This is a genomic window from Sphingosinicella soli (assembly GCF_014199685.1).
Taxonomy (GTDB): domain Bacteria; phylum Pseudomonadota; class Alphaproteobacteria; order Sphingomonadales; family Sphingomonadaceae; genus Sphingosinicella; species Sphingosinicella soli.
In genome coordinates this window covers 192,461-210,218 of record NZ_JACHNZ010000001.1, presented here as the reverse complement: position 1 = coordinate 210,218, position 17,758 = coordinate 192,461, and the positions used below count along the sequence as shown (strand labels likewise).

The following is a 17,758-nucleotide window of genomic DNA, read 5'->3' as shown; positions in this document are numbered from 1 at the left end:
CCGATTTTAGAGGGTCGGGGCGCGGAAGCGCTCCGGCCCTTTTCGTTTATGCGGCGTTCAGCGCTTCTTAAGTTTGAATCCGCAATCTTGCGTTCAGGGCGCGCTGGATTCAGAACAGCGCGGAATTGACTCGGATCGTCGCACGTTTCGGTTCGGTTCGCCTTAAGGGCTTTTCAGAATGGCGCATTTGCCTCATTCTGGCCGGATAGTGGAGTTGAGTAGTCTGCGCGGGGGCGCAGGCGGCGGGAGGGAGATTACGATCATGCGATTGCATCTGATCGTCGCGTTGGTGGTTTCGGTTCTGGTCGGCGCGCCGCTCGCGTCCCAGCCCGCTACGGCTGCAAGTCTCGTTTCGGTTTCCAAGTATGCGGCGATCCTCGTCGATGCGGACAGCGGGGAAGTGCTCTATGCGCGCAACCCCGATGAAGCCCGGCACCCCGCCTCGATCACCAAGGTGATGACGCTCTACCTCACCTTCGATGCGCTGGAGCGCAAAGAACTCAAGCTGACCGACAAGGTGTTTTTCTCGGCCAATGCGTCCGCGCAGCCGCCATCCAAGCTGGGCATTCCGCGCGGCGGCTGGATCACGGTGGAACAGGCGATCCGCGTTCTGACCACAAAATCCGCGAACGACGTGGCGGTCGCGATGGCCGAGCGGCTGGACGGTTCCGAAGTGGTGTTTGCCCGTGCCATGACCGAGAAGGCGAAGGAACTCGGCATGAACAGCACGGCGTTCTTCAACGCCTCGGGCCTGCCGAACGCCGCGCATCACACGACGGCGCGCGATCTCGCCACGCTTTCAAAGGCGCTGATCCGCGATTTTCCGCAATATTATCCGTATTTCTCGGAGCAGCAGTATAACTTCCAGGGCACGCTCCTGCCCAACCACAACAAGCTGCTCGGCAAGTTTGCCGGTCTTGACGGCATCAAGACGGGCTACACCAATGCTTCGGGCTTCACGCTGGCGGCGACGGCCGTGCGCGACGGCAGGCGGCTGATCGCGGTGGTGCTCGGCGCGCCGACGTCCGCCGCGCGCAACAACAATATCGAGGCGCTGCTCGCGTCGGGCTTCGACGTGATGAAGAAGCGCCGCCAGGGCGAGCATCTGACGGTCGCCATGTCGATGAACGAAGTGCCGCAGCTGCTGGATTTCCAGCAGGCGGTCACCGAACAGGGCTCATCCGACGATGTCAGCGTCTGGCGCAGCGCGATCCGCCGCGACCAGACGCCCCCCCCGGCTCCGGCGGTTCACTCCGGCAAGAAGTCCGGCACCGACAAATAGCGCTCGCCCGTATCGTAGTTGAAGCCGAGCACGCGGTGCTTCGGGTTCTTTTCAAGATGCTGGCGGATCGCGGCGAGCGTGGCGCCCGATGAGATGCCGACGAGCGTGCCTTCCTCGCGCGCGGAGCGGCGGGCCATTTCCTTGGCGTCGTCCGGCGCGACCTGGATGATGCCGTCGAGCAGCGCGGTATCCATCACGCCCGGCACGAAGCCCGCGCCGATGCCCTGGATCGGGTGCGGACCCGGCTGACCGCCCGAAAGCACGGGAGAGAGCGTCGGCTCCACGGCATAGACCTTCAGCCCGGGCATCTTCGGCTTCAGCACCTTGGCGCAGGCGGTGATGTGGCCGCCGGTGCCGACGCCGGTGATGATCGCATCGAGCCCATCGGGGAAGTCGGCGAGGATTTCCTGTGTTGTCGTCTTCACGTGCGCGGTGACGTTCGCCGGGTTTTCGAACTGCTGCGGCATCCAGGCGCCGGGCGTGGAGCCGACGATCTCGACCGCGCGCTCGATGGCGCCCTTCATGCCCTTTTCGCGCGGCGTCAGATCGAACGTGGCGCCGTAGGCCAGCATGAGGCGCCGACGTTCGAGCGACATCGATTCCGGCATGACGAGCACCAGGCGGTAGCCTTTTACCGCCGCAACCATGGCAAGGCCGATGCCGGTGTTGCCGGAGGTCGGTTCCACGATGATGCCGCCGGGCTTCAGCGCGCCGGAGGCTTCCGCGTCCTCGATCATGGTGAGCGCGATGCGGTCCTTGATCGATCCGCCGGGGTTCGAGCGTTCCGATTTCACCCATACCGATGCATCCGCCCCGAACAGGCGGTTCACCCGGATGTGCGGGGTGCCGCCGATCGTCTCCAATATGCTTGATGCCTTCATGTCGGTCTCTCCTTGAGTGCGCCCGGAACCTCGAAAGTATCGGCTCGGCGCAGTTCTGGAAAGCGCCAAGCCCACAGAATGGTGACGATGATCGTGCCCACACCGCCGATCACCACCGACTCGACGGGTCCGACGAGGGCGGCCGTGAGGCCGGAGCGGGCTTCGCCAAGCTCGTTCGATGCCGAGACGAACAGCATCGAAACAGAGGATACGCGGCCGCGCATCGCATCGGGCGTGTAGATCTGGATGAGCGTGGTGCGGACATAGACACTCACCATGTCGGCCGCGCCGAGCACGCCGAGCGCCCCCAGCGACAGCCAGAGGTCGCGTGACAGGCCGAAAACCACGATGGCGATGCCGAAAATCGCAACGCACACGAACATCTTGACGCCGACATGGCGCGCGATCGGCCGCCGCGACAGCCAGAGCGCCACGAGCGCAGCGCCCACGGCGGGTGCGGCGCGCAGATGGCCGAGACCTTCCGGCCCGACCGCGAGGATGTCGCGCGCATAGACCGGCAACAGCGCGGTGACGCCGCCGAGCAGAACCGCGAAGAGATCGAGCGAGATCGCGCCCAGCACGATCTTGTTGTCGCGCACGTAGCGCAATCCGTTCATCACCGATTCGATCGGATTGGCCACCGCTTCCGTGGTCGGCAGGGGCACGCGCGAGATCAGGAACATCGCCACCAGGCTGATCGTCAGCATCGCTGCGGAGACGACCAGCGGCGCGGCGGAGTTCGCCGCATAGAGATAACCGCCGAGCGCCGGGCCGCCGATCGCGCCGACCTGCCAGCCGATCGAATTCCACGCGATCGCCGTGGGCAGCATCCGCACCGGCACGAGATTGGGCGCGAGCGCCGACAGCGCGGGCGAGGCAAAGGCGCGACCCACACCCAGCAGCGCCGCCACCATGAACAGCGCCGGAATCGTGATGCCCCCGGTAAGTTCGAGCGCCCCGAGCCAAGCGGCGCACAGCATTTCAAGCGCGAGCGCGCCGCGCACGATGTAGCGGCGGTCCATGCGGTCCGCAATGTAGCCGACAACGAGCGACAGCACGAACAGCGGCAGGAACTGCGCAAGGCCGACCATGCCGAGCAGGAAAGCGGCCTCGCGCTCCGGCATCGTCTCGCGCGCGATATCGTAGACCATCCACCCGATCACGATCACCAGGATCATCTGCGAAGTCGTGGAGGCGAGCTTGGTGATAAAGAAATAGCGATAATCGGGTATCGCGAAGACGGACGTTTTATCCTCGGCGGCGGGCGCGGTCATGGCCATGCGCTTAGACCGCTGCCCGGCTTTGTGCAAAGCAGAGAAACTGCTGGGCTGACGGGAAAATCTTCCTGTCGGAGTTAACGCGAAATTATCCGTGAACCGGCGAAAATCGCGCATGACGGAACGCGGTCTCAGCCTTGCCGAAATCATCGGCGCGAAGCTCCGGGGCATGTTTCGTGCCCGGCGCGCGCGACATGCGATACCGGCAGAGGCGGCGCCCGCGATGCCGAGGGTGCAAAGACCCGTCGCCGCGACCGCCATCTGCCTTGCCGACGATCGGCTGATCTCCGCCTACCGCGACCTGCTTCGGGCGCCCGCCTGAGGTGTCGATCGGCTGGCCGCCCCGGCGCTGCATCCGTTCCGCGCACGCGGACTTGACCGGGCGGCGGCTTGCGCGGATGACCACGACACGATGATGACGCGCAGCGACTCCCGCTCCAAACCCCGCATGGAGGATCTACCCGATCCTATCGAGTGGCCGCGTCTGCCGGGCGCGCAGCGTCATATGGCGATCGTGATTGCCGGCGCGGTGCTGCTCGGGCTCGTTTCGACCGTGCTTGTCGGCTGGACAATGGATTCCTGGGAGATCGCGGCGCTTTACGCCGCGATGATTCTCGCCTCGACGGTCGTTGCGTATTTCTCGGCGCTGGGAAGGGCGCGCCGCGGCGCCGGCGGCATCGACTGGACGATGATGCGGACAGCGCTCGATTCGCGCAGCGATGCGCTCGCCGTCACGGACACGGAAGGCAAGCTCGTCTGCGCGAACGCGGCCTACGGCACGCGCTGCGACGGCTATCCCTCGCCCTTCGACCTCGCGGGCGCGGACGAGGCGAGCCGCAGCCGGCTTGCCAACATCGCCGAACAGGCGCGGCGCGACGGCAACGGCTTTGCAGAGATCCAGCAGTCCGTCGGCGGCGCGCTGCGCAGGCTGCGCATTTCGGTGCGGCCCGCCGATGCGGCGCGAAGCTATCTGCTGTGGACGCTGCGGCGCGGAACCGCCGAAAAGGCGATGGACGATACGGTTGCGCTGCTCGAAGGGCCCGCAGGCATCTGGCTGGGCAGCGCGGGGCTGATGATCGTGATGGCCGACCCGTCGGGCGAGATCATCACGGCAAACGGCGCGTTCAAGACCCTGATAAGCGGCGGATCCGGGCGCGCGCCGACAAACCTTGTCGACATCCTCGAAGCCGGTGAGGACGGTGCGCGCCGCATGAAAACCGGCGGCGGCGTCAGTTTGCCCGTGCGCCTGATCGAGCTGCCGCTCGGCAACCAGAAGGAGCAGGGCACAAGCGCTTACGTGTTCCTGATCCTGCGCGAAGGCAGCGCGGCGGCAGAGGCGGCGAGCCGGGTGCCCGACAGCCTGCCCGCGCTGCTTTCGGTGCTCCCGATCGGCCTCGCGCTCGCCGACCGCGACGGCCGCTTCACGTTCATGAACGAAAGTTTCGCCGCCATCGCAGGCGTGGAGGCGGGAAGCGAACTGCGCTACCCGAGCGACCTCGTGATCGACGAGGACAAGACGATGGTGTCGGACGCCGTGCGCCGCGCCGCCGCCTCGATCGAGCGCGCGCGCGACCTTCGCGTCCACCTGAAGCACAAGCCCGATGAGCCGGTCGCTCTCACCGTCGGCAAGGCGCCGGGCGCCGGCGGCCCTGCCGTCGTGCTGTCGCTCAAGGACAATCAGGAACAGCTCAAACTTGAAAAGCAGATCGCGCAGGCGACCAAGATGCAGGCGGTGGGCCAGCTTGCGGGCGGCGTCGCGCACGATTTCAACAACATCCTGACCGCCGTTATCGGTTACTGCGACCTCATGCTGCTGCGCCACACGCCCGGCGACAGCGATTTCGACGATATCAACCAGATCCGCCAGAATGCGAACCGCGCCGCGAACCTCGTGCGCCAGCTGCTCGCCTTCTCGCGCCAGCAGACGCTGCGCCCGCAGCTTATCCACGTCTCCGACATCGTCGGCGAACTCAGCCATCTGCTGAAGCGCCTGCTCGGCGAGACGGTGACGCTGACCGTGAAGCACGGACGCAACCTCGCGCCCGTGCGCGCCGACCCCGGCCAGATGGAGCAGGTGATCGTCAACCTCGCCGTGAACGCGCGCGATGCGATGCCCGAAGGCGGCGAGCTGACGATATCGACCTTCGCGATCTCCGCGCGCGAGGCCAAGAGCCTCGACCGTGAAGGCATGCCGTCGGCCGAATATGTCGCGATCGGCGTGAAGGACACGGGCACGGGTATTCCGCCGGACATCCTCGGCAAGATCTTCGAACCGTTCTTCACGACGAAAGAGATCGGGCGCGGCACCGGCCTCGGCCTGTCTACCGTGTACGGCATCGTCAAGCAGTCGGGCGGCTACATCTTCGCCGACAGCACGCCGGGCGGCGGCACCACCTTCACGATCTACCTGCCCGCGCAGGAGGCGCTCCCCGAGGCGGCTTCGGCGGCAGCGAAGGCGGACGGCGGCGATCCGTGGGGGCAGGGCAAGATCCTGCTGGTGGAAGATGAAGCGATGGTCCGCGCCGTCGCCGAGCGCGCGCTGACGCGCAAGGGCTACGAGGTGCTGACGGCGGGTCACGGCGAGGAGGCCCTGGAGATCCTGGAGCGCATGCCCGAGGGCGTCGACCTGCTGATTTCCGACGTGGTGATGCCGACGATGGACGGCCCGACGCTTGTTCAGCATGCCCGCAAGGCCTTTCCCGATCTCAAGATCATCTTCATGTCGGGCTACGCGGAAGAACAGCTGAGGAAATCCATCGACGTTCCCGATGTGGCGTTCCTCGCCAAGCCATTCTCGGTGCAGGAGCTTTCGGACAAGGTGCGGCACGAGATCGCGCGCGGCACGGCGCGCGCAAAGCCGGAACCTGCCGCCGCCAAGTAAAGAACGAAAATAGAACAAACCGCCTTGCGCGCCTGGAACAAAGTGCGTACACGTTCCTCCATTGAAACGGCTTCGTCAGCCCACTAGGAGGAACCGGACAATGGCATCAGCGCTTCGGGTGGTAGAAACAGGCATGGACAAACAAAAGGCTCTCGACGCGGCTCTGGCGCAGATCGACCGCGCGTTCGGCAAGGGCTCTGCGATGAAGCTCGGTCAGCGCGATGCCCTGGAAATCGATTCCATCTCGACGGGTTCGCTGGGGCTCGATCTTGCGCTCGGCGTCGGCGGTTTTCCGCGCGGCCGCGTCATCGAAATCTACGGTCCGGAAAGCTCGGGCAAGACCACGCTGGCGCTCCACGCCATCGCCGAAGCGCAGAAGGGCGGCGGCACCGCCGCGTTCATCGACGCTGAACATGCGCTTGATCCGGTTTACGCCAAGAAGCTGGGTGTCGATATCGAGAACCTTATCGTCTCGCAGCCCGATACGGGTGAACAGGCGCTGGAGATCACCGACACGCTGGTGCGGTCGAACGCCGTAGACATTCTCGTGGTCGATTCGGTCGCGGCGCTGGTGCCGAGGGCGGAAATCGAAGGCGAAATGGGCGACAGCCATGTCGGCCTGCAGGCGCGGCTGATGAGCCAGGCGCTCCGCAAGCTCACCGGATCGATCAGCCGTTCGCGCTGCATCGTCATCTTCATCAACCAGGTGCGCATGAAGATCGGCGTCATGTACGGCAACCCGGAAACGACGACGGGCGGCAACGCGCTGAAATTCTATGCCAGCGTTCGTCTGGACATCCGCCGCACCGGGCAGATCAAGGACCGCGACGAAATCGTCGGCAACGCGACGCGCGTGAAGGTGGTGAAGAACAAGGTCGCGCCGCCCTTCAAGCAGGTCGAGTTCGACATCATGTACGGCGAGGGCGTCTCCAAGGTCGGCGAAATTCTCGATCTCGGCGTCAAGATCGGCCTGGTCGAGAAGTCCGGCGCCTGGTTCAGCCACGATTCGACGCGCATCGGGCAGGGCCGCGAGAACTCCAAGCAGTTCCTGCGCGACAATCCCGAGATGCGTGACAAGATCGAAAAGGCGATCCGCGCCAATGCCGCCGGTATTTCCGAAGCGCTGCTCACCGCGGGCCCCGATACCGACAGCGACAGCGACGAATAAGCGGCCCTTCCCAGGCTCCCGCCGAGGCCGCCTCCCCCGGGGCGGCCTCTTTCGTTTGGGGCTGGTGCGTTGCAGAAAGATCGCGAGACCGGAAAAGAAAAGACCGGAGCACGAAATCTCATGCTCCGGTCAGGAATATCCGGCGGCCGAGGGGAGGGAGGAGGCCGAAACGGATGGCCGGGGAGGGAAACCACCGGTGTGTTGTTCATTATTGATTTTAATTCTCAATATCAACACATATCTTTGCCTTCGACCCTTATGCAGCGCGCCCCGTGTCAGGCGGCTTTCGACTGCTTGACGACCGCGTCCGCAAGCGCGCCGTTCAGCTCGGCGAGGTGATCGAATTCGGCGCGGTACGTTGCCAGCCCCTGACTCAAGGCGCGCAGCTCCGCGCCCAGTCCGTGGAGTTGCGCCTCCGGCATCAACGCTTCCACCACATCCCACCGCGACCAGCCTGCGCGCGGGGTTATGCCGAGCATCTGCCCCCGGTGGCTTGCGATGCTCGACGTGATCCGCGAGGTCGCGCTTCCCGGCGTCTCTATGGTCACGCGCGCCACCGGCTCGAGCAGGTGCGGGCTGCACGCCGCAAGCGCCTCGCTCATCGCGATGCGTCCCGCCGTGCGGAACGCCAGCTCCGAACTGTCGACCGTGTGATAGGAACCGTCGATCAGCGTCACGGCGACATCGACGACGGGAAATCCGAGCGGGCCCCGTTCCATCGCATCGCGAACGCCCGCTTCGACCGCGGGGATCCATTGCCTGGGGACGGCGCCGCCGGTGATGCGGTCGTCGAACGCGAAGCCTTCGCCGCGCCCGCGCGGAGCGACCTCGATCACGACGTCGCCGAACTGGCCGTGTCCGCCCGACTGCTTCTTGTGACGTCCGCGCTGCGTGGCGGTGCGACGGATCGATTCGCGGTAGGCGATGCGCGGGGGCTGCGCGTCCACCGCCACCGAATACCGGCGCTTGAGGCGCGCGAGCACCATGTTCAGATGCTCGTCGCTGATACCGCGCAGCAGCATCTCGTGCGTTTCGGCATCCTGATCCCACGCCAGCCCCGCGTCTTCCTCGACGAGCTTGTGAAGCGCGGTGGAGAGCCGCACGTCATCCTTGCGGTCGCGCGTCGCGATGGCGAGCGCATGACCGGGCATGGGCGGCGCGAAGCCGGCGCAGCGCGCCCGCCCGTTCGAGATGACGTCTCCCGCCCGTATCGTATCCACCTTGGCGATCGCCGTCACGGCGCCGGGCGGCACGCTCGCCGTTTTGCCGAGCTTGTCGCCAAGCACGGTGAACAGCGCCCCGGCGCGCACGGCGTTGCCCTCGCGGTCGTGAAGCTCGGCGCCTTCGGCAAGCCCGCTGAACGTCCGCGCATAGGCCAGGCGCCCCGCCGCGTTTGCGTGCGCGATCTTGAAAACATAGGTGCCGCCGTCCGCGCCGAGACGCGCCTCGGCAGCGGCGGGCGAGGGGGTTTCATGCCGCAGCATCTTCAAAAGCCGCCGCACGCCGTGATCGCCCTGTGCCGATCCGAACAGCAACGGCACCACCAGACTGTCGCCGGTCTCGCGCGAAAGGTCGCCGAACACCATCGCGGGCTCCGGGGTTTCGTCCATCAGCAGTTTTTCGAGCAGCGCGTCGTCGTGATCGGCGAGTTGCTCCAGCATGTGAAAGCGCTCCGCCGACTCGCGCTGCGCCAGCGCCTGCGGGATTTCGATGCGTTCCGACGCCTTGCCGGGCCGGTAGTGAAACGCGCGTTCGAGCGCGAGATCGATGAAGCCGGTTATCGCTTCGCCCTCGCGGATCGGGATCTGCCGCGCCAGAATCGGGCGCGCGCTCATGGGTTGCAGGGCTTCGAGGAGGTCGCGGATGCGGCCGCGCGCCTGATCGATCTTGTTGACGAAGATCGCGTGCGGCACGCCGAGTGCTTCGAGCAGCCGGAGCGCGGGTTCGGCAAGCGCGGCGCGGGCGGGATCGGGATCGATCACCACCACCGCAAGGTCCGCCGCCGCAATGGCCGGGAGAGCATCGGGCGCAAATCCCGACGCACCGGGCGCGTCCATCAGCACGAACGTCTCTTCAAGATATACGAAGCGTGCAAGATTGAGTTCGGTGGAACCGCGCCGCGCGCGGGCTTCGGGCGAGGCATCGCCCACCGCCGTGCCGGCATCCACGCTGCCCTGCCGCGAGATTGCCCCCGCCGTGAACAGCATCGCCTCCGCAAGGCTCGTCTTGCCCGTGCCCGCCGGGCCGACGAGCGCGACCACCCTGACAGGTTTGCCGGTCTCCTGTGAAAAAGCCGCCATGTCACGATCTCCCCATAGTGGATGATCGCCGCCCGGTTTCGGCCTCGTGCATTGGGCCGGCACTCAAGGCGGCACAACGGGGCCAAGGTCTGCCTGTTGCCCGGCGAGCGCAAGGGGAAAGGCATGCGCACCCCCTCCATTCTGTCGCCTTGAGTAGAGCGCGGTCCTCGACTACATGCTCGCCATGACCTCCACGAACGACATACGCCGCTCATTTCTCGACTTTTTCGGGAACGAGGGGCACGCACGCGTGCCGTCCTCGCCGCTGGTGCCGCAGAACGACCCGACACTGATGTTCGTGAACGCGGGCATGGTGCCGTTCAAGAACGTCTTCACCGGGCTCGAGACGCGCGCTTACAGCACCGCCGTCTCCAGCCAGAAGTGCGTGCGCGCGGGCGGCAAGCACAACGATCTGGACAATGTCGGCTACACCGCGCGGCACCATACGTTCTTCGAAATGCTGGGGAATTTCTCCTTCGGCGACTATTTCAAGGAACGCGCGATCGAACTCGCGTGGAGGCTCATCACGAAGGAATGGGGCATCTCGCCCGAGCGGCTGACGGCGACGGTCTATCATACCGACGACGACGCCTTCGCGCTGTGGAAGAAGATCGCAGGCCTTCCCGAAAGCCGCATCATCCGCATCCCCACCAAGGACAATTTCTGGGCGATGGGCGACAACGGCCCGTGCGGGCCGTGCTCGGAGATCTTCTTCGACCACGGCGACCACATTCCCGGCGGCCCTCCCGGCAGCCCGGACGAGGATGGCGACCGTTTCGTCGAGATCTGGAACCTGGTGTTCATGCAGTATGAGCAGGAAGCCGGCGAAATCGTCCGCGACCTGCCGCGTCCGTCGATCGACACCGGCATGGGGCTGGAACGCGTCGCCGCGGTGCTGCAGGGAACGCACGACAATTACGAGATCGATCTGTTCCAGGCGCTGATCGGTGAAGCCGCCGAGATGACGAAGACCGATGCGAAGGGCCCGATGTCGGCCTCGCACCGCGTGATCGCCGACCATCTGCGCGCGAGCGGCTTTCTGGTGGCGGACGGTGTGCTGCCGTCGAACGAGGGCAGGGGCTATGTGCTGCGCCGCATCATGCGCCGCGCCATGCGCCACGCGCACTTGCTCGGCGCGAAAGATCCGCTGATGTACCGGCTGGTGCCCTCGCTCGTCAGCCAGATGGGCGGCGCCTTCCCGGAACTGACGCGCGCGCAGCCGCTGATCGAAGAGACGCTGAAGCTGGAGGAAACCCGCTTCCGCCAGACGCTGGAAACGGGCCTGCGCCTGCTCGACGAGGCGACGGCAGGCATGGGCGAAGGCGCCGTGCTGCCCGGCGAAACGGCGTTCAAGCTCTACGACACCTACGGCTTTCCGCTCGATCTTACCGAAGACGCGCTGCGCCGTCAGGGCCAGTCCGTCGACAAGAGCGGGTTCGACACGGCGATGGCCGCGCAGAAGAAGGCGGCGCGCGCGGCGTGGGCAGGCTCCGGCGCGCAGGCCGATGACGGCGTGTGGTTCGACATTGCCGAGGATTTCGGTGCGACCGAGTTCACCGGCTACACGGGAGACACCGCGCAGGCCGAGGTGATCGCCATCCTGAAGGACGGCGCGCGCGCGGAAAGCGCGGCGGCGGGCGAGAGTGTCGTCATCCTCACCAACCAGACGCCGTTCTACGGCGAATCCGGCGGCCAGTCCGGAGACGCGGGAACGATTGTCGCCAATGGCTTGAAGGCTGTCGTTGAAACGACGTCGAAACCGCTCGGCAAGCTGCACGCGCACCAGACGCGCATTGCAGAGGGCAGCGTGCGCGTCGGCGATGTCGTGCAACTCGATGTCGATTCCGCGCGCCGCGACCGCATTCGCGCCAACCATTCGGCGACGCACCTGCTGCACGCCGCGCTTCGCAGGCGTCTCGGCGCGCATGTCACGCAGAAGGGTTCGCTCGTCGCGGAAGACCGCTTCCGTTTCGATTTCAGCCACCAGAAGGCCTTGAGCGCTGAGGAAATCGCGCTGGTAGAGGCGGACGTCAACGCGCAGGTGCGCGGCAACGCGGCGGTGAACACACGCCTGATGAGCCATGCCGACGCGATCGAGGCAGGCGCGATGGCGCTGTTCGGCGAGAAATACGGCGACGAGGTGCGCGTGCTTTCGATGGGCCGCGACGTTGACGCCGACTATTCGGTGGAGCTGTGCGGCGGCACGCATGTGCGCGCGCTCGGCGACATCGGGCTGTTCAAGATCATCAGCGAAAGCGCGGTGTCTTCGGGCGTGCGCCGTATCGAGGCGCTGACCGGAGAGGCCGCGCGCCTCTATCTGCAGGGCCAGGAAGACCGGCTGCGCGATGCCGCCGCGACGCTGAAAGTGGCGCCCGCGGACTTGCCGACACGCGTGCAGACGCTCGTGGAGGAACGCCGCCGTCTGGAACGCGAGCTTGCCGACGCGAAGAAGGCGCTGGCGCTCGGCGGCGGCGCCGGCGCGGCTCCGGCGGCGGAGGCCGAGGATGTCGCGGGCACGAAGTTCGTGGCGCGCGTTGCCGACGGCCTCGATCCCAAGGATCTGCGCGGCGCTGTCGACGAGGCGAAGAAGCAGCTCGGCTCGGGCGTTGCCGCGATCATCGCGGTAAACGAGGGCCGCGCCAGCATCGCCGTGGGCGTCACCGACGATCTCACCGCACGCTTCAACGCCGTCACGCTCTTGCAGGCGGGTGTCGCGGCGCTCGGCGGCAAGGGCGGCGGCGGACGTCCCGACATGGCGCAGGGCGGGGGACCGGACGGCGATAAAGCGGCAGACGCGATCGCCGCCGTGAAGGCCGCACTCGGGGCCTGAGCCTTACCTTACTCGGCCGTTTCCTCGTCGCTGTGGCGCAGGCGTGATGCGGCTTTCAGTGGCTCGCGCGGAAGATTGGGCACCATCGCCTTGATCTTGTTGCGCTTGATCTCGCGCATCTCGTGGATCGACGCGATCACCAGACCCATCGGCCGTCCGATATCGACAAGCACGGCTTCGGCAAGCTGGAGCGAGGATTCGAGCGTTTCAGGCACGGCGTCGGTGGCGCCCGCGCGGTAGAGCTGCGCGGCGTGCTCGGCATCCTTGGCGCGCGCGATGATGCACAGGTCGGGGTAGGCGGTGCGCACGTCGCGCGTCGTCGCCACGAGCTGGACGGGATCGTCCATGGTCAGCACGATCGCGCGCGCGCTTGCGATGCCGAGATGCTCCAGCAGTCCGGACCGTCCGACATCGCCGAAAACGATTTCGTGGCCTCGCTTGCGGCCGAATTCCACCATGTCGATGTCCGCATCGACGACGACGAAGGGCTGTTCATGGCGCACCAGCATGTCCGCCACCATCTGCCCCACCCGGCCATAGCCCGCGATGATCGTGCGCCCGCTGCTTCGTGACGCTTCGATCAAGTCTGCCGGGGGCGGATCCACGCGCCGCGCCGTGTCGCTGCCGATCCGCGCCAGCAGCGGCGTCGCGGTCAGGCCGACAGCCGTAACGATCTGCCAGAAGGCGGCGGTGTCGCTGTCTATCACGCGCGCCTGCACGGCGGCGGCAAGCACGATCAGCGTCGTTTCCGACGGCGACGCCATCAGCACGCCGACATTGGCGGCGACCCCGCGCGGCACCCCGGAAAGGCGCAGCAGGCCGCCGGTCACCAACGCTTTCACCAGGATGATGCCGACGATTGCCGCTATAAGGTACGGCCACGATTCGGCGATAAGCTCGAAATCGAGGCTCATGCCCACGGTCATCAGGAAGATGCCGAGCGCCAGATTCTTGAAAGGCTCGACCGTGACCTCGACCTGCATCCGGTATTCCGTCTCGGCGATCACGAGCCCGGCGACGAGGGCGCCGACGATCGGCGAGAGGCCCACGGCGCTGGTCACGAGGCTGGCGCCCATGACGACGACGAGCGAGACCGCCAGAAACAGCTCAGGGCTCTTGGTGCGCGCCGCCTGGCGGAAGAGGGGCGGAAGCAGCAGCTTGCCGAGCCCGAGCAAGGCGGCAACGACGACAGCGCCGAGGATCACCGTGCGCGTAAGGTCGCCGGCGTCATCGCTTCCGGGAAGCGGGCTGATGACCCCCATCACGAAGATGATCGGCACGATCGCGAGATCCTCGAACAGCAGCATCGCAAAGGCGGGCTTGCCGATCGCGCTCTTCGTGCCGGTCATCGGCAGCACGAGCGCGGTCGACGACATCGCGAGCGCAATGCCGAGCATCAGCGAAACGACGGCGCCCAGATCGGTGAACTGGTGAAGGATGAAGCCGATGAGGCCGCCGGATATCGCGAGTTCGGCGGGGCCGATGAGGAAAACCAGCTGCCGCAGATCCCACAGACGCCGGAACGACAGCTCGAGCCCGATCGAGAACAGCAGCAGGATGATGCCGATTTCGGCGAAGGGTTCGATGACTTCGCGGTCGGCGATCGAGATATGCCGAACCCACGGCAAAGCCTCTCCCAATCCGCCGAGCCCGGACGGGCCGATCAGAAGCCCGACGACGATGAACCCGATGACGGGGCTGATGCGGAGCCGGTGGAATGCGGGTATGACGAGGCCGGTCGCGCCGAGAATGACCAGAGCGTCACGGAAACCGGGGGAAAAGAGCGGGTCTACAGCCACGGCGGCATCCTAACGGGATGGCCGCCGCGCCGTCAGCAGAAAAGCAGGTAGAGCGCTAGAATTCCTTGCTCATCGCGGTTTCGAGGTTCTGCACGATCGCCTCGAAAAACTGTTCGGTCGTCATCCACGCCTGATCGGGGCCGATGAGCAGCGCGAGATCCTTTGTCATCTGGCCGGCCTCGACGGTCTCGACGCAGACGCGCTCCAGAAGTTCGCCGAAGCGCGTGACCTCGGGCGTGTTGTCGAGCTTGCCTCGATGCTTCAGGCCGCCCGTCCACGCGAAGATCGAGGCGATCGGGTTCGTCGAGGTCGCCTTGCCCTGCTGGTGCATGCGGTAGTGGCGCGTCACGGTGCCGTGCGCGGCCTCTGCCTCCACCGTCTTGCCGTCGGGCGTCATCAGCACCGACGTCATCAGGCCGAGGCTGCCGAAGCCCTGCGCGACGGTATCGGACTGCACGTCGCCGTCGTAATTCTTGCAGGCCCACACGAATTTGCCGCTCCACTTGAGCGCGGAGGCCACCATGTCGTCGATCAGGCGGTGCTCGTACACGATGCCGGCCTTGTCGAACTGCGCCTTGAATTCCTTGTCGAAGACCTCCTGGAACAGATCCTTGAAGCGGCCGTCATAGGCCTTGAGGATCGTGTTCTTGGTGGAAAGGTAAACCGGCCACTGCCGCGCGAGGCCGTAGTTGAGCGACGCGCGCGCGAAATCGCGGATCGAATCGTCGAGGTTGTACATGCCCATGGCGACGCCCGAGGTCGGGAACTCGAACACCTCGTGCTCGATGGTTTCGCCGTTCTCGCCGGTCCACTTCATGGTCAGCTTGCCGGCGCCCGGGATCAGGAAATCGGTCGCCTTGTACTGGTCGCCAAACGCGTGGCGGCCGATGACGATGGGGTCCGTCCAGCCCGGCACGAGGCGCGGCACGGATTTGATGACGATGGGTTCGCGGAAGACGACGCCGCCCAGGATGTTGCGGATCGTGCCGTTGGGCGACTTCCACATCTTCTTGAGGTTGAATTCCCGGACCCGGTCTTCGTCGGGCGTGATCGTCGCGCATTTCACGCCGACGCCGTATTGCTTGATGGCGTTTGCCGACTGCACCGTCACCTTGTCGTCGGTGGCGTCGCGGTTCTCGATGCTGAGATCGTAATATTTCAGATCGACGTCGAGGTAGGGGAGGATCAGGCGCTCGCGAATCCACTGCCAGATGATCCGCGTCATCTCATCGCCGTCAATTTCGACGATGGGGTTTGCCACCTTGATCTTCGCCATCGATACCTCTTGGTCGTGTATGGATTTTTTACTCGCGCACGCTCTTGAAGGAAACATCGGCCAAGATCAACAGCCGCAGGGGCCGCAAAGCGCCCCTTTCCCGCTTTCTCGCACGCTGCGCGTTGTCATCGCCCGTGCGCAGGGGCTAAAGATGACATATGAACGACACCACACCCCCCGAACCGCCCGTCACGCCAACTGCGGCAGCGCCCGCAACACCGGCTGCGCCTGCCGCTCCGGCGCCTGCGCCCGTGCCTGTCGAAGCCGCGGCGACGTACAAGTTTCCGCCCTCCATTCATCCCGACGGCAACAAGTTCGTTGTGCTTGCGGCGATTCTGACCGGATTTTTCTGGTTCGTCGTCGATTGGAACATTCTCGGCTGGCTCTCGGCGGCGCTCACGTTCTGGACCTTCGCGTTCTTCCGCGATCCCGTGCGCGTCACCCCCGAAGGGGCGGGGCTCGTCGTCTCTCCGGCGGACGGGCTTGTCTCGCAGATCATGGATGTTCCCGCGCCGCGCGAGATTTCCGGCAGCGAACGCGGCATCGGCGATGGAACCTTCACGCGCGTTTCGATTTTCATGAGTGTGTTTGATGTTCATGTAAATCGCTCTCCGATCGCCGGTGTGCTCCGCGATGTCGTGTACGTGCCCGGCAAGTTCCTGAACGCCGAGCTCGACAAGGCGAGCGAGCACAACGAGCGGCAATATTTCGTCGTTGAAGGCGCGGACGGGCGCCGCATCGGCTTCACGCAGATCGCCGGGCTTGTCGCGCGGCGCATCATCAAGTTCGTGAACACGGGCGAAAGCCTGGGAAGCGGCCAGCGTGTCGGCCTCATCCGTTTCGGCAGCCGCGTTGATGTGTACCTGCCCGCAGGCACCGTTCCTGCGGTGGCGATCGGCCAGCGGGCTGTTGCGGGCGAAACCGTGATCGGCCGCCCAGGCGCCCCCGGCGAGCGGCTCCGCGGCGTGCGGCAGTGAAGGTCGACCACGAGCGGCCGCGCAGACTGAAACGGGTCATCCCGATTCGGGTGCTGATCCCGAATGCGATCACCATCGCGGCGCTTTGCGCCGGGCTCACCTCGGTTCGCCTTGCGATCGCGGGCGATTACGAGCGCGCGATTCTGGCGATCGTGGTCGCCGGCGTGCTCGACGGCATCGACGGGCGCGTCGCGCGCCTGCTGAAAGGCGCCAGCCGCTTCGGCGCCGAACTCGATTCTCTTTCGGACGTGACCGCCTTCGGCGTCGCGCCGGCGCTCGTCATCTATCTGTGGACGCTTGAGCATCTTCCCGGCGTGGGGTGGATCGTCGCGCTCGCGCATGCCGTGTGCTGCGCGCTCAGGCTGGCGCGCTTCAACGCCAACCTCGACGTGACCGACCAGCCGCACAAGAAGTACGGCTTTCTAACCGGCATTCCCGCGCCCGTGGGCGCCGGACTGACGCTCAGCCCGATGTTCCTTTATTACTGGCTGGAGCCCACCCGTTTCACGCAATACTCCGAGGTCGGCACCGCCGCGACGGCGATCGTGGTGGGAACCGTCGCGTTCCTGATGGTGTCGAACCTGCCGACCTATTCGTGGAAATCGGTGCGCATCCGGCCCGAATACCGCATCATGGCGCTGGTCGGGGTGGCCCTGTTCGCAGGCGCGCTGCTTTCCGCCCCGTACATGACGCTTTCGCTGATTTCCGTGATCTATGCGGCCACGATCCCGATGGCTATCGTCTCGTACCGCAAGGTCAGGCGGCAAGCGGCAGGGACTGCCACTCCCGATAGCGCAGCGGAGACGGGCACGGCTGCGGCAGCGGCTCCACCGCCGTCACCAGATGTTCCGTAAATACGGTTTCAATGTCTCCGCGAAGCGCCCGCACGATCGTGCCGCGCGCATCCGCGAACATCCTGACAACCACGGCGAGACTTACGAAAAGCAGCAGGCTTGAAAGTGCTGCAGAGAGCATAAAGGCCATGTTTGAACCTCGTTTGTTCTACCGATGTTCTCTTGTTCCATATTTGTTCTCACCTTGTCAAGCGCCCGCGATCCATGCGCCGGATTGATCGGCGGAAGGCCAG

General features: G+C 65.6%; 12 protein-coding genes. 7 read left to right on the top strand and 5 right to left on the bottom strand.

The window, feature by feature from the left end:
- Positions 1 to 262 precede the first annotated feature (262 nt).
- Positions 263 to 1,282: a D-alanyl-D-alanine carboxypeptidase family protein gene (locus tag GGQ98_RS01040; protein WP_184063762.1), complete on the top strand. Its 1,020-nt coding sequence runs from the start codon at positions 263 to 265 to the stop codon at positions 1,280 to 1,282.
- Here the strand turns inward: GGQ98_RS01040 and cysK are convergent.
- On the bottom strand, positions 1,249 to 2,163 hold the full coding sequence (gene cysK / locus GGQ98_RS01035; RefSeq protein WP_184063760.1) for a cysteine synthase A: 915 nt from the start codon (positions 2,161 to 2,163) through the stop codon (positions 1,249 to 1,251). The genes GGQ98_RS01040 and cysK overlap by 34 nt on opposite strands.
- A complete protein-coding gene (locus GGQ98_RS01030; protein WP_184063757.1) occupies positions 2,160 to 3,437 on the bottom strand; it encodes an MFS transporter in 1,278 nt (425 codons plus the stop codon). The genes cysK and GGQ98_RS01030 overlap by 4 nt, the downstream gene beginning before the upstream one ends.
- A gap of 118 nt (positions 3,438 to 3,555) precedes the next feature.
- Between GGQ98_RS01030 and GGQ98_RS01025 the strand changes: the two genes are divergently transcribed.
- From GGQ98_RS01025 to recA, 3 genes are all read left to right on the top strand, one after another.
- Positions 3,556 to 3,762, top strand: a complete 207-nt coding sequence (locus GGQ98_RS01025; protein ID WP_184063754.1) for a hypothetical protein — start codon at positions 3,556 to 3,558, stop codon at positions 3,760 to 3,762.
- A 93-nt stretch (positions 3,763 to 3,855) separates the two neighbouring features.
- The gene (locus tag GGQ98_RS01020; protein WP_243451600.1) at positions 3,856 to 6,321 is read left to right on the top strand and encodes a hybrid sensor histidine kinase/response regulator; all 2,466 of its coding nucleotides are present in this window, start codon (positions 3,856 to 3,858) and stop codon (positions 6,319 to 6,321) included.
- Positions 6,322 to 6,454: 133 nt separating this feature from the next.
- On the top strand, positions 6,455 to 7,489 hold the full coding sequence (gene recA / locus GGQ98_RS01015; protein ID WP_481133349.1) for a recombinase RecA: 1,035 nt from the start codon (positions 6,455 to 6,457) through the stop codon (positions 7,487 to 7,489).
- A gap of 275 nt (positions 7,490 to 7,764) precedes the next feature.
- On the opposite strand, the gene GGQ98_RS01010 is transcribed toward recA, so the two are convergent.
- Positions 7,765 to 9,789, bottom strand: coding sequence for an elongation factor G (locus GGQ98_RS01010; protein ID WP_184063748.1), 2,025 nt, complete (start codon positions 9,787 to 9,789; stop codon positions 7,765 to 7,767).
- A 184-nt stretch (positions 9,790 to 9,973) separates the two neighbouring features.
- On the opposite strand from GGQ98_RS01010, the gene alaS reads away from it, so the two are divergent.
- Positions 9,974 to 12,619, top strand: a complete 2,646-nt coding sequence (alaS, locus tag GGQ98_RS01005; protein ID WP_184063745.1) for an alanine--tRNA ligase — start codon at positions 9,974 to 9,976, stop codon at positions 12,617 to 12,619.
- A gap of 8 nt (positions 12,620 to 12,627) precedes the next feature.
- Here the strand turns inward: alaS and GGQ98_RS01000 are convergent, their stop codons facing one another.
- Both GGQ98_RS01000 and GGQ98_RS00995 read right to left on the bottom strand, forming a co-directional pair.
- Positions 12,628 to 14,418, bottom strand: coding sequence for a cation:proton antiporter domain-containing protein (locus GGQ98_RS01000; protein WP_184063742.1), 1,791 nt, complete (start codon positions 14,416 to 14,418; stop codon positions 12,628 to 12,630).
- Positions 14,419 to 14,473: 55 nt separating this feature from the next.
- Positions 14,474 to 15,694, bottom strand: a complete 1,221-nt coding sequence (locus GGQ98_RS00995) for an NADP-dependent isocitrate dehydrogenase (RefSeq protein ID WP_184063739.1) — start codon at positions 15,692 to 15,694, stop codon at positions 14,474 to 14,476.
- Between the two features lie 158 nt (positions 15,695 to 15,852).
- On the opposite strand from GGQ98_RS00995, the gene GGQ98_RS00990 reads away from it, so the two are divergent.
- On the top strand, positions 15,853 to 16,671 hold the full coding sequence (locus tag GGQ98_RS00990; protein WP_184063736.1) for a phosphatidylserine decarboxylase: 819 nt from the start codon (positions 15,853 to 15,855) through the stop codon (positions 16,669 to 16,671).
- On the top strand, positions 16,668 to 17,525 hold the full coding sequence (locus tag GGQ98_RS00985) for a CDP-alcohol phosphatidyltransferase family protein (protein WP_341534098.1): 858 nt from the start codon (positions 16,668 to 16,670) through the stop codon (positions 17,523 to 17,525). The genes GGQ98_RS00990 and GGQ98_RS00985 overlap by 4 nt, the downstream gene beginning before the upstream one ends.
- Positions 17,526 to 17,758: the final 233 nt, after the last annotated feature.